This window comes from Rothia mucilaginosa (assembly GCF_901875305.1).
GTDB lineage: Bacteria > Actinomycetota > Actinomycetes > Actinomycetales > Micrococcaceae > Rothia.
In genome coordinates this window covers 330,297-356,038 of record NZ_CABFLY010000002.1, presented here as the reverse complement: position 1 = coordinate 356,038, position 25,742 = coordinate 330,297, and the positions used below count along the sequence as shown (strand labels likewise).

Below are 25,742 nucleotides of genomic sequence, written 5' to 3'. Positions count from 1 at the left end.
AGGTGGGTTCTTATACCTCTAGCCCTTCGAGGGAGAATCCCGGAGGGTACAGTGGCGTGGCGTCCTTATCGTCTTCCACGAGCACCCAGCGGCCGCGCAGGTGCTCCGCGCAGAGGAAAGCGTACTCTTCCTCACCGGTCTTCAAGAACTTATCAATGGGTAGCTTCTCCCCCGTTTGGGGCACGTAGAAGACGGCCTCATCGCGAATACGGCGCCTTGCCTGGTATTCGCTGATATTGCGACCGTTCTTTTGGCGTCTACCGATACCTGGAATTGTGACCTGTACACGGTACACGTCCTGATTGGCGATAAGCCAGCCGCGGTTTTCCCGGTACAGCCGAAGAAGCTCGGGAGAGATAATCTCTTCGGGGTTAATCACTTCAGAGAGCGGTTTGGTATCTCCGGTGTAGTAGAAATAGTTCAGAGCTGCGTAAAAGTACGCCTGAAAAATGTAGAAACCACCGCGGTTATACTCATTCATTCCCGGCTGCAGAACGGGGTACGGCGCATTCTGAGCGGCGTGCTCTTCGGTGGCGGGTACGTACCTGCCGTTGCGTTCGTAGGCGGTATACACGAGCAGACCAGTTGAATCACCCTGTTTGACAAGCTCATCAAACTTCTCAGTCGGCTCAAGGGAAGCCAGCACCTTGTCTCGTTTGAAAAGGCGCGCTTCTTGCTTTTCCTCATTGGTGGCGAGGATACCGGTCTGTCGACCGACGATGAGAGCGCCGAGGGTACCTGCACCTGCTATTGCGAGGGTGCGGCGTGAGAAACGGGGCTTCCGCGGCTCTGACTGGTGAGCGAGTAGCTGACCAGAAGATACCGGCGGAGTTTCCTGGGAGGAGTTCTGCGGGGTGTTCGTTTCCTGTTCCTTGTGTTGGGGTCCCATGGTTAGGCCTCCTTTTCGGGGATGAAGTGGATGTCCCATCCGGGATTGAGGAAACGGGAGCGCAGGGTGCCGTGGATTGCTCTGTCGCGGAGGAGTCCACGCGTGTCGAATTCGGTGATGGGCTGTAGCTGCCCGGTGTCTTTCCGGAAGACTTTTGCTTCCGGAAGGATGTCGAATTTGACGTTCCAGTCGAAGATTTTTTGTTCTTCGTTATGGATGCGCGGTTGTGCTTCGAGAATATGCATGGTCAGGATTTGTTGGTTGGGGGTGATGACCCATCCTTTTCCGTCGTCAAAGATATCTTGAATGGCGGGGAAGAATAGTTCTTCGGCCGTCATTGCATATTCGAGGCGCCGCGAATCGGATGCCAAAAGCATATAGTTTTGGCATGCGAAGTAATACTCGCAATGATATTTCAAATATTGCGATGTCATGTCTCGACTGAATGCATTCTCGTAATCAGGTGGCGGCGCAGAATATGCAGGGTGTTGCTGATCTGCTGGGGTGTAAATCCCAATCAAATCAGTCTCACGCAATTTGTATTCACGCCGATAATCTTTATCGTCGAAAAACGGCTTACTTATCTTCTCAGCCACATGTCCCCTCGAGATTTGTATATCTATAATTATATTTTGGATACTGCGATGTCATAAACGGTAAAATTACAAAGCAATATGGTTACCATCTCCAATTCTCTCGCAATGCTCGACTAAAAGGTGTGCTCCTTGATGTATTTCTTCCTGTGTACATTCCTGTCCCTTCTTCTTGCCCTGAAACTTCTTGCTGCGAACTATACGCCTGGGAGTCAATATTCACTCCCTCATCATCACCATAGCCACTACCAACGTACCGCTGGGTAGCATCGACATAAATATTCATACCATGAGAGTCCATACCCGCCTCAGCCTTGTCGCTTTCTACAACATGTACACGGTTTGCGGGATCATCACCTCGAAACGGTGTCAAGCTGGGGACAGGATCCACATTGTTCACCACAGCAACATAGTTAAAATGATTTTTCAAATCTTCTTGTTGACGCTCGAGATTTGCTGTCGGCGCACCATAGGTAACAACATTAGACACCTTATATTTGCTATTAAATTCCTTATTATTAGCCAGAGAGTACGCTACAGCACCGCCTTGAGAATGACCAACCATGACAACACGATCCATATCACCCAGTTTTGCCTTGCGCATTGCTTCTTCTACCATTCGATGATACGGCGACAAATCATCAATTGATTTATTTGATTTATTACCAGCCAAACCAAGATTGTTCCCAATAGATCCAAGCTCACCTTGTTTACTCATATTATCAAAATCTGTCCCTGGGATATACACGTATGCGACTTTCTCTCCCGTACTTTCATTTTTATAAACATCAATCTGGACGGAGGAATAGCCTGCATTTTCTTGAGATTTTTCCATCTCCTTAACGTATGGATTATCATTGACAGAATTCATACGTTGAGCCAATTCATGAATATCTCTCGGAGGAACATCGGGGATATCTCCACTATGTCCATACTGTCGCTGAACATTCAAGTCCCTAATCTTTGGCCTCTCGCTATCCCTATATTGATCGATGGTAAGGGCTCCATACGCTGAATTATAGAGTGCCGTCAACACAGCTAGTATCGGAAAACTTACCAATTTAGCGGCAGTCACGCCTGCAGCAAGAATGGAATTTTTAAACTCTGTTGACTCAACCTGGTAGTCCCTAAATTCCCGCACCGACATCGGGCGCAAACCCCACGGGTCAACTAGAGAGATAGGGTTCCAACCCACAAAAGAGTTCACATCCATACCATGCGTAATACCCGGTACCGAGCTCAAAGCATCGGTGGACACAAAACGGTGCACGCCAGCATCAGCTACACGGAAACCCATGAAATCAAGGCTAGCAATATTGACTGAGGAAGCTGCCGGACCAGCACTAACCATGCCAAGGCCAGAAACAGCAGGCACAGCGACTACATCGCTTTCCCACGGGTTAGAAGACATAGACCAGCCCAAGCCATAGCCCAGTTCCTCTGTAGAAGAGATATTCTCTAGCACAGAACCAGCACTCATTCCGCCCACACCCAGCACCATAGGTACGGATGAGATAGCATCCCACATCAAAGGCATAGATGCATTGGGGACATCAACCGTAGTGCTAGTATGCACGGAGGCAAGCTCACCAGTCATATCATGGAGCAATGACCATTCTTCACCATCCTGGCGAATAGCGTTCACCTGCCCCATGTTACCCCACCCAAGGGTACGCTCACGGCGCTGTCCGGTCAGCTCGTCCGTGGTCACCTCACGGACGCGCTCACCGGCAGCGTTATAGAAATACTCAGTTCGAGAACGATTCTGGACAGTCCCATCGGCACCATACTGTGCCTCAGAAACAGCGCTGAGTAGACCAACTGAATTATGACTGAAGGCGCGTTCCAGAAGCAGGGCGTTATTTCCCTGCTCACAATTGCGCTTATACAATGCCTCGGCGACCATCATGCCGTTTTCGTAGGTCCAGGTTCGTTCCTGAATACCATCAGATACAGAGGTAAGAGCGCCAGAAGCATCATAGCGATACTTCATAGTGTGTGCCCCAGACTTATTTTCTGCATCTTCAAGCGTGCAAACAGCAACCTGAGAATAAACATCACGTTCCACATGAGCAACAAACGTACTTACAGGTGCAGTACCAGTTCCCAACTCACGGGTACCGGTACGCTCCACCTTGTATCCAACGGGAACATTCTTAACAGGATCGAGTTCCCACACTGCATGACTATCATCTGTACGCGCCGAAGTTAGGGCACCACACGGAGCATGGGTAAATTCCATCTCCTTGGTACGAGCAAAGGCGTCCTTAGAGTGGGTATGGCGCACTCGTCCGGCGCCGTCAGGCATCCAGCGGACTGAACCGTACGGGTTGCTACTCATTACCAGAACGCCATCAGCGTCGTAGGTATAGTTCAGCGTGTACTCACCACGCTGCTTAAACGCTTGCAAAGCATGCAGAGTACGCTGGTTCGCGTCCGGGGCACAAAGAATACCCGTGATGTGATCAGCAATAGACACCGTACTTGAGATGCGCTTCATGCTCATATCACCATGGGGTACGCGAGTACGGCTCAGTAACCTACCAGATGCAGAGTACTCATAGATGTGCTCTGCCTTTGCATCATTTACCGAAACCTTCAACGTGCCCTGCTGAGAGCCACGTCCACTCATCAAGGAATATTCAAAAGTTCCCTGAACTTCACCATCAACCGTGACTGAGCGGAGTACACCACCACAAGCGTAATCGTACTCAAACGAACGGATACGTTCGCCGTCATTCATCGTCAGAAGACGGCCTGCAGCATCGTAGGAGAAAGTACGTACGAGAGAGTCTGCCGCATTTTCAACCGTAAAACTTGTACCTGAGCGTTCTTCACGCAGAAGGCGTCCTGCCCCATCCCATTCATAGCTCGTTACGATACCCGCAGGCGTAATCCAGCGCAGAGGACGTGCGAGGGCATCATACTCACAGCGGGAGGTGCCGCCCAAAGCGTCATCAACGCTAATAAGGCGACCTGCCGCATCGTATGAGAAAGAACGAGTACCTTCAACACTATCTTCAATACATGCAATAAGTCCACGTGAAGTGTAGCTGTAGCAGGTGACCTTCTCCCCCGTATCTTCTTTAACGCGTCGGCCAGCAGCATCATAGGTGTACTGTACAAGGCGCGACGGGGCAGCTGAAGTATCTGCAGAATCCCGAATGGTCTTCTCCAACAAACGACCTGCGAGATCGTAAGTAAAGATAGTCTCCAGGTAACCTTCGTCAGTATCGAGCTCGCTCGTTTTCTTGAGGGTTTTCTGGCTGGTACAACGGCCCACCGCATCATATTCAAAGAAAGTCTCTCGACCAGCTGCACTGATGCTACGGCTCATGCGTCCCTGAGCATCGTACTCGAAACTAGCTACCCCTCCATCGGCAGAGCTAATCTGAGCGACCTGACCGTGAGCGTTATACCCAGCCTTTACAGAAGTATCTGAGGAAGAGTCAAAGAGGATAGAGGCGTCCGGAATGTTCAACTTAGGAACGGGCACCCCAAAGAGAACCGCCATATCCTGACGGTTCTCAAACATCGTCATAACAGACGGAAGATGAGCAGCAGTAAGGGCGCTATCGCCTCGCGCTACGTTATCGCGGGAACCCAAAATAGTGGGAATACGAAGTTCCGGCTGCACCAAGCTCCACGACGCCCAAGGACCCGCAGGACGCTCAGAAGGCTGCTTACCTGCTGAAGCAAGCCCCGCAAGAGAAGAATCAGAGTGCAAAGACCCAACGGGACCCAGACCCGGCACCATAGTCATCAGAGAATTTGATGCAGAAACAATTCGTCCCAGGGCATCAGTTACAACGGCATAGTTACCGGACGCGCCCTCAACTCGCATTGAATACTCACCGTGAGAGCGCGAGTGGGTAATGCTCAAAGCTACACCAGTAGCGTCCACCATGCGACTCAGGTCGCCAGTTAGAGAATATTCGTACTCGGTACGAGCCCCGCAGGGGTCAATGATAGCGACGAGCTGCGAGAGTTCGTCGTATTCATAATGGGTCTGGGCTCCTGCGGCGTCAGTCATGGAGATAACGTTGCCCCAGGTGTCGCGTTCGACACTGGTTCGGTTTCCCATAGGGTCAATCACGGCGCTTAGGTGACCAGCTGAGTATTCAAAAGTAGTGATGTTACCTTCAGGGTCGGTCAGTGCCGTCAAGTGCTGCTCGGAGGTCGGCGTAGCGTTCTGAGCTGCTTCTGCATAAGACAAACCCCAACGAGCACCCATCGCATCGACCACCGTGCTGAGTCGCCCACTCGCATCCCACTCAAAATACTGGGTATTGCCGAGAGGATTAGTTACTGAGCTCAGGTTGCCAGCAACATCATACGAATACTGCGTTTGCGCACCACTAGAGTCCGTGGAGCTCAGAAGCTGCCCACGGTCATTGTAGGTAAAGTGCTGCTTAAATCCTGATTCATCAGCGACGGCGGTGCAATGACCGGCGTTGTCCCATTCAAGATAAGTTGTATTGCCTCCGTTATGGGTAATAGTCAGGGGGTTAGGGTCCAGCGGGTTCTGGGAGTAGGCATAGCGTGTTTCGGTGAGGGTGCCTGCACGCCGATTCTTATTCATAATTCGGTGGGCAATCATACGGTCGTACTCATCCCACGTATAACGGTGGACTGCACCTTCCGGAGTATTTTCCGAGACAAGGCGAGCACGTTCATCGTAGCTACGATGCGTCACGGATCCGTCACGCTCGCAGATATAGGTCCGGTAACCGTAGGAGTTGTATCGCATGGATTGACGGCTTCCGTCGCCAGCCACAAGGGAAACAAGCTGACCGTGTTCGTTTGAGCGCCAAATATTAGCGTGCTCACCGGTTCCGGAATCTTCAATCACGGTCATTAGACCGTGCTCATAGCGGTAGCTAATATTTCGACCATGCTCGGTCTTCTGGGCTACGATGCGGCCGTCAGCGTCATAGCTATTCTCGACCTCGCAATATCCCGTTTCATTCCAGACACGGTGGATGAGGTTATCCTCCGTCTGTTCATAACGGCGGATACCATCAGGTCGCTGAACTTCACAAAGTACGCCAGCAGAATTGTAGATATAGCGCGCATCGTTCAGCTGGCTTTCGACCTGTGCTGATGAATGTTCTTCAGAGGAGCCTTCACAGAAGTTGACGAGAGATGCTCCAGATACAAAATCCTGTGCATCATAGCTGACAACAATGCCCTGCGCGCTAAGAGGCTGAATCAAAGCGCTCGGTCGCTGCGCTACGAACTCCTCATCGTCATTAGCCTTCGGGCCACGGCTGTACAGAGCAACTACAGCTGAGCTGGGGTGCCCCTCCATGAAAGCAACCAATTCGCCTGAAGGAGCATACAAATAACGGCTACCAGAATGGTTAGTAACTGACCAGTAGTAGGTGGGTTCAGTCGATTCCGCTACTTCACAGGACGCTTGCGATAGATGATAGGCGGACTTGACCGCTTTATTCACAGCCGAGTATAGGGCGCGACAAAGTGCCTCTTGTCCTTCGGTACTTTCTTCGAAGGGCGCAGAGGCTGATTCCACATTATGTGTAGGTGCTGCGTCTAGAGCCGACTTGGTTACCTTCTCCAACCAGTAGGGGGCGTTGGGGGTCCGTGCATACCCGCTTGCTGAGTTAGCATCACGTTCAAAGACGAGTTCACGGCCGTCAGCAGTGTGCCATGAGATGCTGTCGGAGTTTTGCTCAAGTCGGCTGTCCAGCATGCTTGACCAGCCCTTACCAAAAGCACCACGAGGGGCATTCTGGAGGGCGGCGAGAACACTGTTGTAGGTACGCTCAAGACGTAGCACCGAATTCACGCGAGAGCGAAGGTCAACTTCACCTTCAATGAAGTTACCGGTTGCAACGTTGACGGGGTCATTTGCATAGCCGGACGAGATATTTACACCAGTAATGCTCGCGCCAGGAACCTGCAGTAGATGATGCATGGGAATATCATCATGCACCAGCTCATTCAGAAAGTTCATTTCGAGGCTAACTTGAGCCTTTGCCCCAGGCCCGGAAAGATCAACAGAACCCTCCACCGAAGCACTAGTGAGATTGCCATATGTTGCAGCATCAAGCATTACCTGAGCAACTTTTCCTAGCCAGGTAGCATCTTCATACACATCTTCAATCCAGGTGTGCAACGCAGCAATCAAAGAATCAGCGTTAAAAGTTCCCCATGAAGTATTCGAACGGAACTGAACATAGGTGGACGCGACGCGATGCTGTGCCTGGCCAAGTTCAGCATTCATAGAAAAAGTAATCTGACCATACTGATACACATTATGCGGAATGATAGAAACTGTGGAACCAGCAGAGGCAATTGCAGCACGGGTATTCACACGTTGAGTACCCCGAGCGGAGGAGCTTTCCTCCGCAAAACGACCAAGAGTGCTCTGAGAGGCTCCCGAAGATACAACGCTTCCCTGACCACCGGTAAGGGAATCTGCTACAGGGCGGGGTGTGTAGACCTCAAAATGCGGAGGATGGGAAGGCATAGGACGAGGGGGAAGCTCAGCGAGTTCTTCAGGACTTGGGGTCATCAAATGCCCGGGAGAGAATTCCTTCCCCTTTGATGCTTCAGAAAGCATCTCCTTACGTTGTTTGAGCTTTTCCCATTTAGTAATCTCTCGGCGAATGCGTTCTTCCTCGCGAGCAGCTTTAATATAAATATCCATATTACGAGCTGCGTTGCTAAAGCACTCTTTAAACTCTCGCAACAGCGCAAATGACGAAGCAAGCTTCGCCCTATACACTCGTGCATAGCCACCGGTGAATCCCTCCAGAGCGAGCTGAGCAGCACCGCAAGTACCATCGGCCCCATAGCGAGCAGGGAGCTGATGCTCAATTACCTGAGTTAGATGCGTCAAATGCGTTTTGAGAGCCTCAGCGCTCTCAAAGTCAAAAGGAACAGCTTCAGTATTAGCGTGGACGTAACCCATATATTTACTTCCGGAAGTTGATGTGACAGTGAACGAGCTTCCTCGCCCACATTCATTGCATGTGTGTTCCCTCTCGGTGACAGTGAGAATCACACACCCTTCAAGGTAACACACGCACACTCTGCACACGAACTCAGCAGGACGGATTCCACCCCTCCCCTCCCCCTCAGCCGCAAAAATTCTGCCACGAAAAGTCCAGCAAGAAACCATCAAAACCCCCGCCAACGCGGTATCGCAAGTACCGCGCCGGCGGGGTCCCAGGGATGCTACAGGTTGCTAAAACCCTTCGGATAGGCCAGCGTGCGGCTAGGCTCAACAGCTGGGCGTCTTGCCCGTCCGTATTCGCTTGTCGGTAGAGCTGCACGCACACCCCTCCCCCACATAATAAACCGGGCATGCAGAAACCCCCGCCGGAACGGTACCGAAATACCGCCCCGACGGGGGTTCCTTACACTAAAACCGTGTACTAAATCTGTGCACCCAGATTAGGCGCCCAGTGCCTCCAGACCGGGCAGGGTCTTACCCTCAATGTACTCGAGGGAAGCGCCACCACCGGTGGAGATGTGGCCGAACTGCTCGTCCTTGAAGCCCAGGTTACGAACTGCCGAAGCGGAGTCGCCACCACCAATGATGGAGAACGCATCAGACTCGACGATGGCCTCAGCCACGGCACGGGTACCGGCCGCGAACGGAGCGATCTCAAACACGCCCACGGGGCCATTCCAGAAGATAGTCTTTGCGCCCTTAATCTTCTCAGCGAAAATCTCGCGGGTCTTGGGGCCGATGTCCAGGCCCTCAGCCTCTGCGCCGAGCTTGCCACCGGTCAGGTCATCAATGGGGCGAACCTCAGTGTTAGCGTCTGCGGAGAAGTTGTCAGCCCAGACCACGTCTACTGCGGTAACAATCTCGGTACCCTTCTCGGGAGCTTCCTTCAGGTAGCGCAGAACGTTCTCAACCTGGTCCTTCTCCAGCAGGGACTTACCAACCTCGTAACCCTGTGCGTAAGCAAAGGTGTAACCCATGCCGCCACCAATCAGGATGGTGTCAGCCTTACCAATCAGGTTGTCAATCACGGCGAGCTTATCGGACACCTTAGCGCCGCCCATGACCACCACGAAAGGACGCTCAGGATCATTCAGGGTCTTAGCCAGAACGTCAACTTCCTTCTTCACCAGGTCACCCAGGTATGCAGGCAGACGCTTAGCAACGTCGTACACGGAAGCGTGCTTACGGTGAACCGCACCGAATGCGTCATTCACGTATGCGCCGTTCTCGCCGGTCAGTGCAACCAGCTCGTCGGCAAACTCGCCGCGCTCTGCATCGTCCTTGGAGGTCTCGCGAGCGTCATAGCGAACATTCTCGAGAACCAGGACCTCGCCGTCAGCCAGGCCAGCTGCCTTAGCCTTAGCATCCTCGCCAACCAGGTCGGTTGCAACCTTCACGGGCACGGATGCAAGCTCAGCCAGGCGTGCTGCCGCCGGTGCGATGGAGTACTGGGGGTCGACCTTGCCCTTTGGGCGGCCCAGGTGTGCAGTGACGATAACGCGCGCGCCAGCCTTAGCGAGCTTCTCAATGACGGGCAGGGATGCGCGGACGCGGCCGTCGTCGGTGACGACGCCGTCCTTCAGAGGTACGTTCAGGTCGGAGCGAACGAGGACGTGGCGGCCTGCGACGCCTTCTTCGAGCAGTTCGGACAGTGCCTTAGCCATGGGATTTCCTCCTGGTTAGGTGGGTTTATATACCGCTTCAATCATACCGAAGAATAGGGATTTTGACAGCCTAAAAAATAAGCTTTTATAAGGTGTTTCTCCGCGGAATGTCGCGGATATTCACACCTTCCATCCCCTATTCTCTTACGGTATTTTTGACTCAAAATGAGCGGTAGAAAATAGTATGTTTATACGTTATTAAGAGTTTTATTCAAGACCTATAAAGGAGTCTTGGTACAGCAAACCCCGACTCCCCCGCTTAATGCGGTGGTGCCGGGGTTCACTATGCGTGTTAGTTACGCTTATGACGCTTAGCTAAGCGCCAAAGCCTGTAAGGCTTAGAGAGAAGCCACAACCTTGTTGGTGAACTTCACGAGGCGTGCAACGTAGCCGTACTCGTTGTCGTACCAAGCGACAACCTTCACCTGGTCGCCGATAACCTTGGTCAGCGGTGCGTCGAAAACGGTGGAGATGGGCTCGCCCTCGATGTCCTTAGACACGATGGGATCCTCGTTGTACTTGATGATGCCCTTCATGGGGCCCTCAGCTGCTGCCTTGACTGCTGCATTGACTTCCTCAACGGTGACCTCGCGCTCAGCGGTGAAGGTCAGGTCGGTGATGGAGCCGGTGATGGTGGGAACGCGGACTGCGAAGCCATCCAGCTTACCCTTCAGCTCGGGCAGAACCAGGCCAACAGCTGCTGCTGCACCGGTGGAGGTGGGGACCATGTTCACGGCTGCTGCGCGTGCACGGCGCAGGTCGCGGTGGGGTGCATCCTGCAGACGCTGGTCAGCAGTGTATGCGTGAATGGTGGTCATCAGACCACGCTTGATGCCGAAAGCGTCGTTCAGAACCTTAGCCATCGGAGCGAGGCAGTTGGTGGTGCAGGAAGCGTTGGAGACGATGTGGTGGTTAGCTGCATCGTACTGGTCGTCGTTCACGCCCATGACGAAGGTGCCGTCGATGTTCTTACCGGGAGCGGAGAGGATAACCTTCTTAGCACCAGCCTCGAGGTGTGCCTTTGCCTTGCTACCTTCGGTGAAGAAACCGGTGGACTCGAGGACTACGTCAACGCCCAGTTCCTTCCAGGGGAGGTTCTGGGGGTCACGCTCGGCGAGAATCTTGATTTCCTTGCCGCCAACAACCAGTGCGCCTTCCTTGACCTCTACCTCTTCGCCAAAACGACCCATGATGGAGTCGTACTTGAGCAGGTGTGCCAGGGTTGCAACATCGGTAAGATCGTTGATTGCGACGATCTCGAAGCCGACGCCCTCGGTCTGAGCTGCGCGGAAGAAGGTGCGGCCGATGCGGCCGAAGCCGTTGATTGCTACGCGTACAGTCACTGAAGTATCTCCTTGTCAGTGCGTTTGGGCGGGGTGCATGATCCGATACTCGCGGTTTGTGGCCTGACCGGATGCATCCGTGCTCTGTAGTGCCCGGTGCGTTCCGCCGTTGTTGGTAACAATCCTACCTTAGTTCGTGTGTGTTTTGGTGTGTTCCATCGAGAAATTTTCGTGAGTTATGCCATAAAAACCGGCAAAAACCCGTTGTTTTCTGTTGGTTTGCGTTGTGTTCGCCCCCAGAAAATGTTGCGATACGGTCACGGCAACATAAACACACACGAAACGCACATTTGTCGAAAACTGTGCCATATCAAGGCAAAATCTGAGGGTAAAAAACACCCTTTCGCCTGCGAATGGCCTTCAAAGAGGCTCCCCGAAGTATCTCGCAGTGCAAATTCTCACGCGAAAACAGACGACCCCAACGTAAGACACACCACAGCCCTAAAACGGATTAAATATGTTCCCGGCATACAGCGTTTGTGTCGTACTTCGTATCGCCCGCGGCGCATCATGCGCGAACACAGCACAGGGTCAACACGGGCACACCGGATAGGCGGCTAGTACACGATGCCTAATAAACAACCAGCGCCACCGCCCCCAAACCCGAATGAGCCGATAACACCGGCGGAAGCGCACTCACCAAAAACTCCGGCGCTGAAGAATCGGTAGCATCATGAACCAGGGAGCTCTCCCCCAGCATCTGCTGAACCTGCTCATACAGCTGCACAGCCTGCGACGCGTTACCCACATGATGCACCGCAACCACCTCACCGCGCGGAGCGGCGACCAGGCTTACAAGGTCGGTGGCAGTAGAGCTTGCAGAGGCAGAGCTGAGCGCCGCCGCATGCTGATGCTCACGGCAGGTCTGCACGGTCACCTCCACCAGACGCTCCAGAGCGCGCGCCGCAGTGCGGGGGCGCTCCACATACGCCAACTTGCCCTCGACGATCGTACCAATCGGCTTGATCTGGAACATCTGACCCACCATCGCCAACGCCGGGGAAACACGGCCACCGCGGCGCAACGCATCCAGGGTCGGGATATAAAAGTAGAGCGTGGACTGCTCGCAGACGGCGTGAATGTAGTCCACCAGCTGCGCGGGGCTGGGATAGTCATGGCTCGGGTACTCAACGCTCGGATTCTCAACGCTCGCGCCTGCAGATGCAGAGTTCAGCGCCTCCAAGGCACGCACCACCGCGTGTCCGTAAGCACCCGCGACCGTGCGGCTATCCACCACGCTCACGCCCGTAGAACCCAGGCGACTCAGGCGCGCACCGGTGCGTGCCGCCTCCACCGTGCCCGAAAGCTCGCCGGAGAGGTGCACAGACACCACGTGCGTAAAGCCGCGCGAGGCCAGCTCGTCATACACATCGGCAAATACGCCAGGAGCCGGGCCGGAAGTGCTCACCGTCTGACCCATCACGTGTGCGAGCATGATGGCTTCGTCCACCTCGGCGGCCCCGAGGCCCTGCAAGCTACGGTCCTCCGCACCGGGCGTGCGAATCGTAACGGGCATGGGCACCACGACAAAGTTCCCGCGAGCGCTCAGCCGCTCCACCAGTTCGGGATGGATGGCGGCGGCACTATCGGTGACCACGGCAATGCGGTTCTCCGTGTTGTTTTCTCGCTCCATATTCCGACCCTTCTTTCGATTCGTTAGTGAATAATTCAACGACGAAGTCTCTCCTAGCGTTTCCTGAACATTATGGCACTCACCACTACAGCAGTACGGCAAAACCCCGCCGCACCTCCGGGTTCGTTCCACAGAACGAACCGAAGCCACAGCGGGGCTTGTACTTTATCTAAGAAGCTTAGATCACGATGTTCACGAGCTTAGGCGCACGCACAATCACCTTGCGGATCTCGCCGTCACCCAGCGCACGCTGCACAGCGGCATCGGCCAGGGCCAGCTCCTGAAGCTCCTGCTCGGAGATGTCCTTAGCAACCTCCAAGCGAGCCTTCACCTTGCCCTTAATCTGGATGATGGCGGTGACGGTGTCGTCCACCAGCAAGGCCGGGTCAACCTCGGGGAAGCCCGCGGTCAGAACCGGGGTGTCGTGACCGAGCACGTGCCACATGTCCTCGGCGGTGTACGGTGCGTACAGCGAGAGCAGGATAGCGATGGTCTCGGCAGCCTTGCGGACGGCCGGGTCAGCCGCGCCGGCACCGGAGTCGATGGCCTTGCGAGTAGCGTTGACAAGCTCCATGGTCTTCGCGACGACCACGTTGAACTTGCCGCCCTCAATCAGGCCCTGCACCTCGTGCACGGTGCGCGCAATCAGCTTCTGCAGCGCTAGGTCGCCGGCGGTTGCATCCACATCGGGTTCGCTGGTGACGTCCTGAGCCACGCGCCAGGCGCGAGCCAGGAACTTCTGCGAGCCGGCGGGAGAAACGTCGGCCCAGTCCACGTCATCCTCGGGCGGGGAAGCGAAAATCATGGTGGTGCGGATAGCGTCCACACCGAACTTGTCGAGCTGCTCACCCAAGTTCACGCCGTTACCCAGCGACTTGGACATTGCCTTGCCGCCGTTGAGCACCTGACCCTGGTTCATGAGGGCCTTGAACGGCTCATCGTGCTGAATCAGACCCAGGTCGCGAACAACCTTGGTGAAGAAGCGTGCGTACAGCAGGTGCAGAATAGCGTGCTCCACACCGCCAACGTACATGTCGACGGCACCCCACTCGCTCATGGCCTGCGGGTCGAAAGGAGCCTGATCGAAGTTCGGGGAAACGTAGCGCAGGAAGTACCAGGAGGAGTCCACGAAGGTGTCCATGGTGTCCGAGTCACGGCGAGCCTGCTTGCCACACTTCGGGCAGGGCACGATAGCCCAGTCATCAGCGGCGGCCAGAGGCGACTGGCCCTTAGGAGCCAGCTGCTCACCGCGCAGGTTATCAGGTAGCAGAACCGGCAGCTGGTCCTCGGGCACGAGCACCTCGCCGCAGTCCTCACAGTGAATCACGGGGATAGGGGTACCCCAGAAACGCTGGCGGGACAGCAACCAGTCACGCAGACGGTAAATGACCTTACCCTCACCGGTGCCAGCAGCCTCAACCAGCTCAATAGCCTTAGCAATCGCCTCAGCCTTCGGCAGACCAGTCAGCTCACCAGAGTTGGCAAGCACACCATCGCCAGCTGCGGCAACACCGCTGGTAGACGGATCCTCAGCACCCTCAACGTCCAGAACCTTCACGATGGGCAGGTCGAACTTCAGAGCGAACTCGAGGTCGCGCTGGTCGTGCGCGGGCACAGCCATAATCGCGCCGGTACCGTAGTCGGCCAGAACGTAGTCGGAGGCCCAGACGGGCAGCTTCGCGCCGGTCAGCGGGTTAATCGCATAGCGGCCGGTGAACACGCCGGTCTTCTCGCGGTCGGAGGACTGGCGGTCAATATCGCTCAGTGCCTTAATGTCTTCACGGTACTGCTCCAGGGCGGCCTTCTGCTCGGGGGCCACAATCTGCTCGGCAAACGCCGCATCCGCAGCAACCACGATGAAGGTTGCACCGTACAGGGTGTCCGGGCGGGTGGTGAACACGGTGAAGGACTCAGCGGCCTGGTCCTCGGTCGCCTCAATCTCGAAGCGCACCTCAGCACCCTCAGAGCGGCCAATCCAGTTGCGCTGCATGAGCAGCACGCGGTCAGGCCACTTGCCCTCCAGCTGCTCCATGTCATCCAGAAGCTGCTGCGCGTAATCGGTGATCTTGAAGTACCACTGGTTCAGCGACTTCTTAGTCACGGTAGTACCGCAACGCTCACACGCACCGTTCACAACCTGCTCGTTCGCGAGCACAGTCTGGTCCCTGGGGCACCAGTTAACCATGGAGTCCTTACGGTACGCCAGGCCCTTCTTGTAGAACTGCTCAAACAGCCACTGAGTCCACTTGTAGTACTCGGGGTCCGAGGTGTGCAGGCGGCGGCTCCAGTCAGCGGCAATAGCGTAACGCTTGAAAGACTCAGCCTGAGTCTCAATGTTCTTGTACGTCCACTCCTTCGGGTGAGTGTCGTTCTTAATAGCTGCGTTCTCAGCGGGCAGGCCGAAGGAGTCCCAGCCAATCGGGTGCAGAACATCGTAGCCGCACTGCTTGAAATAGCGGGCGTTCATGTCACCAATAGCGAATGCCTCCGCGTGACCCATGTGAAGGTCACCGGAGGGGTACGGGAACATATCCAGCACATACTTGCGGCCCTTGGGGGCGTCACCGGTGGGCTGGAAAACCTTCGTTTCGTCCCAGTAGGGGCGCCACTTGGCTTCCATAGCGCGGAAGTCGTACGCATTTTCGTTGCGTTCGGTCTCTACCTGAGCAGACACAGCGATTCCTTAAAGACGGTTGATCAAAACTTAACCCTCCAAGTGTAACGCGAAAGCAGCAACAGGATGGATCCAGGCCCACACTGATTAGTCCGTGGACGAACCGAGGATGCACAAGGGGCCCGGAGTGCACCTCCCTCCAGAGGCTTTTCAGGCTTCTCCCCTAAAATTGGGAGTGGGACTCTGCCCTCCCCGCATCCGACCCGCGAAAGGTACCCATGACCTCCACCGTTACCCCGGACTCCCCCAGCACCTCAGTTCTCGAGGGCGTACCCGGCCCGCTCATCCCCGGCACCGGTCACGAAGCGCGCATCGGCGCGGATGCGCAGGCGGTCACGACCCGCTACTGGCAGTATGGCGAGGGCATGGGCTCCGGTACCTTCCCCGAGGGGTGCTACCCCGTGCTACTCGTGCACGGCTTCCGCGGTGACCACCACGGCCTCGAAATCATTGCGAACTACCTGCTGAAGCTCATCCCGAACGTCAGCATTATCAGCCCCGACCTGCCCGGTTTCGGCCGCTCCGGTGACCTGCCCGAAAGCGCCCCGAGCGAGGACAGCATCGACGCGTACGTGGCGTGGCTGAACGACTTCGTGAAACACGTCAATCCCGCCCGCAAGGATGCACACCCCCTACCGCTGCACCTGGTCGGCCACTCCTTCGGCTCCATCGTCACCAGCGCCTTCGCCGCCGCACACCCGAACTCGCTCGCGCTGCTCTCGCTTATCAACCCGATTAGCGAGCCCGCCCTCGAAGGCAGCCAGCGCGTCGCCTCCCGCCTCGCCTCCCTCTACTACCGCGCCGGCGCGGCGCTACCCGAGAAGATCGGCTACCCACTGCTGCGCTCGCAACTGATTACCCGCCTCTCCAGCGAGGTCATGATGCGTACCAAGGATAGGGCGATGCGCCGCTTCATCAACGGCCAGCACGCCGCCTACTTCGGCTCCTTCGGCTCGCGCCGCGGGGTGCTCAGCGCCTACGAAGCGTCCATTACGCACACCGCCGCCGAATACGCCGCCGCCATCCGAGTGCCGGTGCAGATGCTCGTCGCCGAAGACGACGACCTGGGCACCCCCGAAACGGCCCGTGCCATGTACGCGACGCTCACCTCCCGCAATCTACCCGTCTCTTCGTCCGGCGCCCGTGAGCGCCTGGACATGATCCCCGAAGTCGGGCACCTCATCCACTACGAAACCCCGCACCTGGCCGCGGAACTCATCGCCGATTTCGCCGCCGAACGCTAAGGGAACGAGAAGTAAGGAACCAACATGAAACTCATGGTTGACGCCCGATACACCCGTATCGGCTTCCACGACGGCATCAGCCGCTACACCGCCTCCCTACTGGGCGCGCTCAAAACCCTCATCGACACCGGTGACGAAGCCGCCGCCGACCTCGACCTGACCATGATTATTAGCGACGATCGCCAGCTAGACATGCTGCCCGACCTGCCGCACGTGAAAATCTGCTCGCCCACCGGCCCGCTCGAGCCGACCGCCTCGCTACAGCTGAACAAGTATGCGCCGGACGTGGTGTTCTCCCCCATGCAGACCATCGGCTCCACCGGACGCAAGTTCAAGCTGATCCTCACCCTGCACGATCTGATCTACTACTCGCACCCGACCCCGCCAGGGTTCCTGCCCGCGCCGGTGCGCGTGGGCTGGCGGCTCTTCCACAAGACCTACACCCCGCAGCGCTTCCTGCTCAACCACGGCGACGCGGTCGTGACGGTCTCCGAGTCGACCGCCTCGCTGATTCGTGAGCACGAGCTGACCACCAAGCCGCTGTTCGTGGTGCCCAACGCCCCGCAGCCCGGTAGCGTCGTCTCCCGCCAGACCGCCCTGGAGCGCGCCACCACCCGCGAAGAGCAGCCCGTCAAGCACCTGGTGTACATGGGTTCGTTCATGCCGTACAAGAACGTTGAAACCCTGCTGCTGGCGATGCGTTCCCTTCCGGATTACCGCCTGCACCTGCTGTCGAAGATGCCGCCGCAACGCCTGGTGCAGCTAACCGACGAACGCCTCATCGGTGAGAACGTGGAGGTGCACAACGGCGTGAGCGACGAGGAGTACCAGCAGCTGCTCCGTCGGGCGCACGCCCTGGTGACTGCCTCCCGCGAGGAGGGTTACGGGCTGCCCGTGGTCGAGGCGCAGGCTGCCGGTTGCCCCGCGGTGATTAGTGACATCCCGATTTTCCGTGAGATTGCGCCGCACGCCGTGTTCGCGCCGGTTGACGGTGCCCCGGAGGCACACACCGCCGACTGGGTCAAGGCAATCCGTTCCCTGGAGGACCCCGCCGTTCGCGAGCGCGTGATTATTGACGGCCTGTCGGATGTGCGCCGCTATTCCTGGCGCGACTCGGCACTCAAACTGCTGGAAGTCGTGCGCGGGCTCTAATGCGTGCGCGGTCCCTTGGGCCTGCGAGGCTTATACAACGCGGCGCTAAATGACGGCGTTAGGCACAGGAATGCCGCCGCACTCCCCCGGTTCTTGGGAGGGTGCGGCGGCATTCTCGTATTTGGTTTGTGGTTGCCAAGTGGCGTATGCGGCGTACAGCAAACGATGCACAGCGGCGGTTCGCTACACACTTCCTCCGCGCCGACGCAGGGAACCCGCCCTCGCAGAGCTCGGGCACCCTGAGGGCGCATCCGGAAGGTGCAGCCTCACCGCCCCCAGATGCAGAAACCCGCTATACCGCAGTGAAGCAGCCGGTGCGGGCCTCTTCCCTTGCCACCAGATCGTTAACGTGGGTGTAGGCGTAGAGAATCTTCGCGTCATCCAGCTCAGCAAAACGCGCCAGGTAGCGGCACACCGCACCACGCTGCGCCATCGTCATAGCCGAAAGCAACTCAGGGTCAGGATGGGTGATACCGTTACTACGCGCAGTGACCGATTCACCAAATCCAGGTTCGTAATCATAAGTGGGGCTCATCGTCGAAGGCCTTTCATCAGGGCGCCGCTACAGCGCAAACGCCACGCCGGGCAACACAGCGAATAGGCTCACAGATATAACCGAAAGCCTCTTCACAGTGGTGGTTGTGTACCTCTAAAGTACCCAAGAACTGACCAATGTTCAAGGGTTATCCAAGGTACTTCCCATAACGGACCCATAATGAACACCCCAAGACGTAAACCATGGATAACAAAAATGCTGCCGCACTCGCAAAGAGTGCGACAGCATTCCTAAAAGCTCATTGTGGAGGCTACACCAGGCTTGCACAGATGCCACGCTCGGCATCCCTACGGGCCAGCTCATACGCGTGGCCGTACGCATAGAAAATCTTTGCGTCATCCAGCTCAGCAAAACGCGCCAGGTAGCGGTAAACGGCTCCTCGCTCAGCAACAGTCATATCGGCAAGCAATACGGGGTCCGGGTGCGTGACGCCGTAATTGTGTACAGAAGCAGACCCGCCGCATGCAGGTTCGTATGCGGGGGTGATCATAGTCTGAGTCACCAGTATTCATCTTTCGTTGGTGCGCACGGTTGTGAAGCGTGCGCGAAGTTGAGTGATAGATACCGTCAATATCCTCTCGGTTAGCACCGAAAAAGTATCCACGGTGATGAATATAATACCGTGAATACGGCGACTAAACCAGTTGAAAATACAAAGATTCCACTAGAACCTACCAGGCAAATAATATGCACAATGATGCATTAATTTCTGTGGGTGCGCACCCCCATCCGACACTGTCCTAACCCGCATCGGGCCGAGACGCGCTCAGCTCATCATCAACTCCCCCGACGGCATTCTCCCGCGCCAGAGCGCGATCAATCTTCGCCACCATAAACCGCTGGAACCAACGCTGCGTCACCGGAGACAGCACCACCACAAGTAGCACCTCCACCGCAAACAGAACCGCCAACACAACGAGACCACCCCCGGGCGAATCCACGCGCTCACTCAGGTACCGAGCATCGGCCGCCGCCCGCTCAAACCCTGCAGACTCCAGACCCGACACATCCAAACCAACCTGCTCCGAAACATGCAGAAGCGACGCCGCATTCAACAGCACCACAAATAGCGCAGTCAGCCCCGCATACAGGCTATAGTGCACCGCACGCGCAATCTTCTTAGCACGAGCAAAAGCGCAATTGAACTCCGCCCCAATATCCCTCACGCCCTCCAGCAGGTGCGTGTCAGCCGGTAGAACATGCGGCAATAAACGGTGCGACAGCATGAGAGGAACCGGTGAGCTGGCATCAAAATACTGCATGTGACTACTCACCGAAGGCCCCGGCAGGGTCACGAAGGTAACCTGCACGTCAGTCGGCTGTGTGATATTCGAACGCCCGATGCTATCACCGCGCGCCGCAATCTCACAGTGATCCGCCACGTTCATCTCCTGCAACGAAGGCGCATAGGCGCGCACGAACAGGTGACAGCAGCTACGCACTGACCCGGCAATCACCAGCATCACGACACACCAGAACGCCACACCCAAGGCGGTGGATGCAGGGCCCCTCACCTCACCACTCAGGTAGGCAAGCACCAGCATGAGGGAGGTAAACATCATGAACACCCCGTGCACAAAGAGCGTCGGAATCAGCCATTTAACCAGGGAACGGGTGCCGTAGGCATTCCAAACAGCAGAGCCCGCCCCCGCACCCTGCGCAATGCGACCCCGCCCCTTCACCGCCGAGAGTACAGCGAAAACAACCGTGACCGCACTCAGCGTCAACGGAATCAACATCATATGGCGCAACAGGGAAGCATAGGGGCCGACCAGGAGCAGAGCCTCCTGAACCCAAGCGAACCCAGCTACCACGCCCAAGGTCAGCAGGGTCAGGCGGTTACGGAACCCTCCGGAGCTATCAAGCGGGACGGGAATGTCGTTGCGGTCACTAGCAATGATGCTAATCGGCACCACAGCGTTACCCAGCCCATAGAAGAAACGCAGGGGTTTCTTCCCAGCCTTCGCGCGGCGACGCAACAGCTCATACCCAAGGTACCCACCCTGCGAATGAGCGATAATACCCGGGGCATCGCTACGGGCCGCCAGCAGGTCCAACTGACGATCCAAACGCGCGTAGATGCGCTCCAAATCACGAGACTCGGGGCTGGTCGCCGTCTGAATCAGCTGCGTGGGAATCGCCTTCACCAGCGCCCACAGCTCGCGGGCACGACGAACCAAAACCCAACCCAAAATACCCAGACTGAGCACGGCCACCAGGGCCGTCAACAAACCATAACTCGTGCCCAGGGAGGTGACGAAAGCGTCACGCATCGTCACAACCGTCACCACAGCCAACACCAGCCACCCGGCCACGTTCACAAAACGCACTATCGACCGAAGCAACTGCCCGACACGATCGGTCCAGCAGCGGCCGGGACGCTCATAGTAGAGGCAGAACATGAGGAAAAGCGGCAGCACAGACACCAGCCAGGGCAGGTGATCCTTCAGGGGACGATAGTGCTTCGGGCGCCAAAAACCCTCCTGAAGGAGGATGCTACGACGCACCACCGAACGCTCCGGGCGTTCCGGACGGCTCGAACGCGAAGCGTTGAAGCGCTCCTGCAGGCGTCGCTCCTGAGCACGCAGCCCTTCCGAGATGCGCGCCTGCAACGACGGAGCGCTCGGCTCATCGGCGGTCTCCGGGTCCTCCGGAGTTTCGGAAGCCTTGGGAGATTCGGGCACTCCGAAGGTCTCGGGAGCCTCCGGGATCCGCACATACTCCAGCGTGAGCGCGTAGCTCAGCTCGCGGTGCTCACTACGCGAGGTCACCTCCGCCGAGGGCGGCTGGGTATCACCGTCGGGAATGAGCGTAACGCTCCCCCGGGCCGCCGCCTCAGAATCGCCCACAGTATCAGATCCGGCATCAGCCCCGGTATCGGGTGCGGTCGCGCTCGCCATCGTGGCCAGCGTTTTCAGGCTGTGCGCCATCGGCTTACCGAAGTAGTCCAGGGTCTCACCAAAATTCTGGTATCCGATGCCGTGAATCAGCAGGACCGCAACATCGTGCCGGCGGCCCGTACTGTGCAGGGTGCTCTCAGGGTGCCGGGAGGCATACTCCAACAGGGCCCGCTGCTCATCCGAGGGTAGGGAACTGCCCTTCACTAACTGGCGATCCACGGTGCCCCCTTTCTGCACTGTACCTCTGCGTTTTCTGCATTGCGTCGAGTCGATAAAACTGCAAGATTGCGGGTTTTAAAGCACGTCCAGGCCGTCGCAACGCACCTGAACAGGCCGCTCCCCCACGGTTTTCTTGAGGGCGGCCATTGTGGCGCGCGTGGCGCGCAGCTCGTGCGTCACCTTCTGCGCAATACCGTAGGAGAAGAAGAGCAGAGCACGCCAATCCCCGTGCACCGGGGCTTCCTCCGGATCATTCTCCAGGGTCTCTGACCAGGCGAGATAGCCGTGGTCCAGCGGAACCGGGCCCACCACCCGCAATTGCTCACGCACGGACTCGGGCAGGGCCGAAGAACCCATGAAGATTTCCATAAAGGAGCGCACATTGGCCTCAGCACCAGTCACCGCAGCCGTGCGCACCGCCGGAGGCAGACCCGTCTGGGAACGCTCCTCCAGCTCCTCACGGGCAAACCAGGCCGGATCCCAGCGGATGAGGGCCTGCTCCACGGGCGAGGGCGAGGCGGTCGTCACCACGGCCCCCTCCAACGCGGCCGGACGCACAAGGGCCGCCGCGTTAAGCCAACGACGTAGGGCGGCCTCGGGAGCACGCAGGGAATCGAAGGAGAGCATCTTATCGGCATCCAGAAGCAGAGCCGCCGCGTAACCGCCAAAAGCCACGGGCTCCGCCCCGGGAGTCGCCACGACCAGAGCCGGTTCCGGGCCAACCGTCGCGCGTACATGGTCGCCCGAAGAGGAAATCACCGGAACGTTCGGGAAGGCGCGGCCCAGCTCCTCAGCCGTGCGCACCGCGCCTACCGTCGAGGAACGCCAACGATTAAAACCACATTCGGGGCACCGCCACTGCTGGGCCAGGTGGCCGCACCACCCGCAAGAGGGCACCGAGGAACCGGAAGCCAGCGAAAGCGGGCCGCTGCACACGGTGCATCGGGCGGGCATGCGGCATCGAGCGCACGAGAACGAGGGCACGTAACCGCTGCGAGCTACCTGCACGAGCACCGGGCCGCGAGACAGGGCACGGCGAGCCTGTTCGAAGGCCAGGTGCGGGATGCGCGCCACGGCGGCCAGCGGATCGCGGGCCAGCTCGTACTCCGAGCCGGTCGAGAAGATGCGCGGCGAGTACTCGCGCACGAGTGCGCGAGGGGCCCGCAGGTAGGTGGCCCAGCGTGTGCGTACCAGTCGGGCCGCCTCGCTACTCATCGTGAACCCGGCGAAGAGCGCCGCGGCGTTCTCCGCGGAGGCGCGCAAGAGCAGCACGTCGCGGGCGTGGCAGTAGGGGGCGCGCTGTTCGAGCAGCGACGAGTCGCCGTCGTCCCAGCAGACGACCAGGCCCAGGTTCGCGACCGGGGCGTAGGCGGCTGCGCGGGTTCCGATGACGACGGGCACGCGGCCCAGACGGGCCTTGAGGAATCCGTGGTAGCGCGCGTGCGGGCCCGAGTCGGCGCTCAGGCGCGTGTAGGAGTCGGCGGGGAGCACCCGTGCGAGGGCGCTCTCCAGCAGGTCGAGGCTCTTGGCGGTGGGGACCACGGCGATGGCACCCCGCCCGGAGGTTGCCGCGGTGGCCAGTGCCGCGGCGAGCACATCGGCCCAGGTGTGTTCCAGGTGGCCGGGAAGCATGGTCATGACGGCGCGGCTCGCGACGCCGGCGGCCACGTCCTCGATGAATTCGGGGCCGTTTTCGTAATTGGAGAAGACCGCGGCGGCCTCGGGGGCGCCCTCCAGCGGGGCGGGAGGCTCAAGGGTGAAGGGCGCGGGTGCGCCGGGGGTGGCGAGCCAGACGTAGGAGTCGATCTCAGCACCATTTCCACTGGTCAGAGAGTTTTTAACTGATTCACCCTCAGCCTGAACCTGAGATTCACCACTCTCACCTTCAACCGGAGAGTTACCGACAGATTCCCCCTCACCCGAGGCTTGAGGGCCCATCCCGGCCAGCTCGTAACCCGGCAGGAACGGCGCATACTTCTTATCCAAGGCGGCCACGCGCGGAGGAACCGCCAGACGCAACACGTTCGCCACCGTGGAGGCGTACCGGTCGGCCAGCGCCTCCGCCACGCTGAAAATCTCGGGCGCCACCACCGGCACGCGCGAAAGCACCCCCTTGAGCGGTGCAAGCGAAGACCGCGTCCAATCAGTCGTGGCCGCGCGCTCCTCAATGTAACCGCTCATCTCGTGCCCATTAAACATGACGCGCACGCGGGCACCGGGCACCGCATCCTCGCTCATCTCGGCGGGCACGCGATAGTCAAAGGTGCGATCCACCTGCGGCAGAGTGCTGTCCACGCGCACGCGCGCCACGGGGTTCACCACACCGCTAGCCTGCAACTCGGCGGCCACGCTGACCGGTTCGGCCGTTGCGGGAATCAGGGCATCACGAAGAGCAGGAAATCCCTGCAACAGGTCAAGCTGTTGCAGGGATTCCTGCTGGGTACCCGCGGGTACCGTCGGTTCATCAGAGCGGTTCTGACTCACGCGCTATCGTAATCTCGTTCGCGAAACGTGCCTTAGGAGGAGGACACTGCCGAGCGCAACGCATCCACGCGGTTGAGGCGTTCCCAGGTGAACTCCGGCTCGGTGCGGCCGAAGTGGCCGTGAGCCGCGGTCTTGCGGTAGATGGGGCGGCGCAGGTCCAGCTCGTTAATGATGGCCAGCGGGCGCAGGTCAAAGACCTCGCGCACAGCGCGCTCAATCTTCAGCGGGTCAACCTGCTCAGTGCCGAAGGTCTCGATATACAGGCCAACAGGTGCTGCCTGACCGATAGCGTACGCCACCTGAACCTCAGCGCGGTCGGCAAGACCGGCGCCCACGATGTTCTTGGCGACCCAGCGCATGGCGTAGGCTGCGGAACGGTCCACCTTCGAGGGATCCTTACCGGAGAACGCACCACCACCGTGACGTGCGGAACCACCGTAGGTGTCCACGATAATCTTACGGCCGGTCAGGCCGGCGTCACCGACGGGACCACCCTGCACGAAGCGACCGGCGGGGTTAACGATGAACTTGGTGTTGGAGGAGTCCAGATCCACAGAGCTGAGCACGGGGGTAATCACGTGCTTCTCAATATCAGCGCGCAAATCGGCCAAATCGTAGCTGGCGGTGTGCTGGCTCGAAACAACCACGGTGTCCACGGAGACGGGGTTGTTGTTTGCGTCGTAGCCGAGGGTCACCTGGGTCTTGCCGTCGGGGCGCAGGTCGGTCAGCAGGCCTTCCTTACGCACCTTGGTCAGACGCTCGGAGAGGCGGTGTGCCAGCCAGATGGGAGCGGGCATCAGCACGTTGGTCTCGTTCGATGCGTAGCCGAACATGATGCCCTGGTCACCCGCACCCTGGCGGTCGTAGTCGTCGGCGGCGATGCCCTGACGAACCTCGAGGGACTCATACACGCCGGCGTTAATGTCCGGGGACTGCTCGCCAATAGAGACGGAGACACCGCAGAACTCGCCGTCGAAACCGCGGGTCGAAGAATCGTAGCCGATGTCAAGAATGGTCTCACGGACGATGGAGGGAATCTCGACGTAGCTGGAGGTGGTCACCTCACCGGCGACGTGCACCTGGCCGGTAGTCACCATGGTCTCCACAGCAACGTTCGCTGCGGGATCTTGGGCAATAATGCCGTCCAGGATTGCGTCGGAAATCTGGTCACAAATTTTGTCAGGATGGCCTTCGGTCACCGATTCGCTGGTGAACAGGCGTAGATGGTTAGTACTCACGGTTTCCACTCTACTGGTTGAGGGCGCGCAAAGGTAGCGCGCCCGTAATGATGACGGTTTCCTTCAATTATGACACGTTTATGACAACCGGTTACGGGCCGAATTCGCGGATTCACGCACCGGTCACGTGTAGCCTGCCCCGATGCACAGCCGGTGGGGCTCACCCAATCC

14 protein-coding genes are annotated in these 25,742 nt (G+C 57.9%); 2 read left to right on the top strand and 12 right to left on the bottom strand.

Annotation, left to right across the window (positions count from 1 at the left end; all coding sequences use genetic code 11):
- Positions 1 to 10: 10 nt before the first annotated feature.
- The 7 genes from JX292_RS03550 to leuS form a co-directional block, all read right to left on the bottom strand.
- Positions 11 to 889, bottom strand: a complete 879-nt coding sequence (locus JX292_RS03550; protein ID WP_204861512.1) for a DUF6318 family protein — start codon at positions 887 to 889, stop codon at positions 11 to 13.
- 2 nt (positions 890 to 891) lie between these two features.
- Positions 892 to 1,485, bottom strand: coding sequence for a DUF6318 family protein (locus JX292_RS03545; protein ID WP_204861511.1), 594 nt, complete (start codon positions 1,483 to 1,485; stop codon positions 892 to 894).
- A gap of 82 nt (positions 1,486 to 1,567) precedes the next feature.
- Positions 1,568 to 8,419 (bottom strand): DUF6531 domain-containing protein, encoded by a 6,852-nt coding sequence (locus JX292_RS03540; protein WP_239653621.1) that lies wholly within the window; start codon positions 8,417 to 8,419, stop codon positions 1,568 to 1,570.
- Between the two features lie 485 nt (positions 8,420 to 8,904).
- Positions 8,905 to 10,128, bottom strand: coding sequence for a phosphoglycerate kinase (locus JX292_RS03535; RefSeq protein WP_204861507.1), 1,224 nt, complete (start codon positions 10,126 to 10,128; stop codon positions 8,905 to 8,907).
- A 338-nt stretch (positions 10,129 to 10,466) separates the two neighbouring features.
- Positions 10,467 to 11,471, bottom strand: coding sequence for a type I glyceraldehyde-3-phosphate dehydrogenase (gene gap / locus JX292_RS03530; protein WP_204861505.1), 1,005 nt, complete (start codon positions 11,469 to 11,471; stop codon positions 10,467 to 10,469).
- 571 nt (positions 11,472 to 12,042) lie between these two features.
- The gene (locus JX292_RS03525) at positions 12,043 to 13,104 is read right to left on the bottom strand and encodes a DegV family protein (RefSeq protein ID WP_204861498.1); all 1,062 of its coding nucleotides are present in this window, start codon (positions 13,102 to 13,104) and stop codon (positions 12,043 to 12,045) included.
- 178 nt (positions 13,105 to 13,282) lie between these two features.
- Positions 13,283 to 15,778, bottom strand: coding sequence for a leucine--tRNA ligase (gene leuS / locus JX292_RS03520; protein WP_204861497.1), 2,496 nt, complete (start codon positions 15,776 to 15,778; stop codon positions 13,283 to 13,285).
- 218 nt (positions 15,779 to 15,996) lie between these two features.
- Here leuS and JX292_RS03515 point away from each other — a divergent pair, with 218 nt between their 5' ends.
- Together JX292_RS03515 and JX292_RS03510 are read left to right on the top strand one after the other, a co-directional pair.
- Positions 15,997 to 17,022: an alpha/beta fold hydrolase gene (locus tag JX292_RS03515; protein ID WP_204861494.1), complete on the top strand. Its 1,026-nt coding sequence runs from the start codon at positions 15,997 to 15,999 to the stop codon at positions 17,020 to 17,022.
- Positions 17,023 to 17,046: 24 nt separating this feature from the next.
- On the top strand, positions 17,047 to 18,174 hold the full coding sequence (locus JX292_RS03510) for a glycosyltransferase family 4 protein (protein ID WP_204861493.1): 1,128 nt from the start codon (positions 17,047 to 17,049) through the stop codon (positions 18,172 to 18,174).
- Positions 18,175 to 18,466: 292 nt separating this feature from the next.
- Here JX292_RS03510 and JX292_RS03505 read toward each other — a convergent pair whose 3' ends face one another.
- The 5 genes from JX292_RS03505 to metK all read right to left on the bottom strand — a co-directional run bounded on the left by JX292_RS03505 (position 18,467) and on the right by metK (position 25,571).
- Complete coding sequence (locus tag JX292_RS03505; RefSeq protein ID WP_204861492.1) at positions 18,467 to 18,709, bottom strand: DNA mismatch repair protein; 243 nt, start codon at positions 18,707 to 18,709, stop codon at positions 18,467 to 18,469.
- A 271-nt stretch (positions 18,710 to 18,980) separates the two neighbouring features.
- The gene (locus JX292_RS03500; RefSeq protein ID WP_239653620.1) at positions 18,981 to 19,232 is read right to left on the bottom strand and encodes a DNA mismatch repair protein; all 252 of its coding nucleotides are present in this window, start codon (positions 19,230 to 19,232) and stop codon (positions 18,981 to 18,983) included.
- Between the two features lie 238 nt (positions 19,233 to 19,470).
- The gene (locus tag JX292_RS03495; RefSeq protein ID WP_204861490.1) at positions 19,471 to 21,849 is read right to left on the bottom strand and encodes an aconitase; all 2,379 of its coding nucleotides are present in this window, start codon (positions 21,847 to 21,849) and stop codon (positions 19,471 to 19,473) included.
- 75 nt (positions 21,850 to 21,924) lie between these two features.
- Positions 21,925 to 24,333, bottom strand: a complete 2,409-nt coding sequence (locus JX292_RS03490; protein ID WP_204861488.1) for a primosomal protein N' — start codon at positions 24,331 to 24,333, stop codon at positions 21,925 to 21,927.
- Between the two features lie 32 nt (positions 24,334 to 24,365).
- Positions 24,366 to 25,571, bottom strand: a complete 1,206-nt coding sequence (gene metK, locus JX292_RS03485; RefSeq protein ID WP_204861486.1) for a methionine adenosyltransferase — start codon at positions 25,569 to 25,571, stop codon at positions 24,366 to 24,368.
- Positions 25,572 to 25,742 lie beyond the last annotated feature (171 nt).